A 964-nucleotide genomic window follows, 5' to 3' on the forward strand; every position below is an offset into this window, starting at 1 on the left:
CCGTCACTCCGGTTGCTCCCGTTTCTCCCGTCGCTCCTGTCACTCCAGTTGAGCCTGTTGCCCCAGTATCTCCTGTTACTCCTGTCGCCCCAGTTGCTCCTGTTGGGCCAGCTGGTCCTCCAGATGGGCCTGTTGGACCGGTTACTCCTGTTGGGCCTGTAGTGCCTTCCCCTGTCGCACCTGTTGCTCCCGTATCTCCTGTTGCCCCAGTCGGACCTTGTATTCCTTGTATTCCTTGTGGACCTTGCACTCCTTGTGCGCCCGTCGCTCCTTGTATTCCTTGTACTCCTTGCACTCCTTGGGGCCCCATCGGACCGGTTGGACCAATCCCTCCTTGAGCACCTTGCACTCCTTGGGGCCCCTCTGGACCTGTTGCTCCTATTTCCCCTTGTATCCCTTGAATTCCAGTTGCTCCTTGTACTCCCGTTGCTCCCGTTATCCCCTGCACACCTTGTATTCCCTGAATTCCTTGTGGACCTTGTGGGCCTGTTGCTCCTACAGGTCCTTGAATGCCTTGTATCCCCTGAGGACCCTCTGGACCCGTCGCTCCAACTGGCCCTGGCACACCTTGTATTCCTTGCGGGCCCTGAAGTCCCTCTGGGCCTTCTGGACCTGTTGGCCCTATATCACCCATCGGACCTTGTAGCCCTTGAACTCCCTGTGGGCCTGTTGCTCCTGATGGCCCTGGTACTCCTTGTATTCCTTGTGGACCTTGATCTCCTGTGGCCCCTGTTGCCCCTTGTGGCCCTATAGCCCCCTGTATACCTTGTGGACCTTGATCCCCTGTTGCACCCGTTGCTCCTTGAATACCCTGAACTCCTTGTATTCCTTGTTCACCGGTTACTCCCGTCGGACCAGGAATCCCTTGAATACCCTGCGGACCTTCTGGACCGGTTGGCCCAATTGGCCCTTGAATCCCTTGTATTCCTTGCAAGCCCTGTGCTCCCGTGCTTCCAGTCGGACC

General features: G+C 57.6%; 1 pseudogene. It reads right to left on the bottom strand.

The window, feature by feature from the left end:
- A pseudogene (locus tag MR083_RS26655) lies at positions 1 to 964 on the bottom strand (collagen-like protein); the annotation flags it as partial.

The sequence above is a fragment of the Bacillus cereus group sp. BfR-BA-01408 genome (assembly GCF_022663305.1).
In the GTDB taxonomy this organism is placed as follows: Bacteria; Bacillota; Bacilli; order Bacillales; family Bacillaceae_G; genus Bacillus_A; species Bacillus_A pacificus.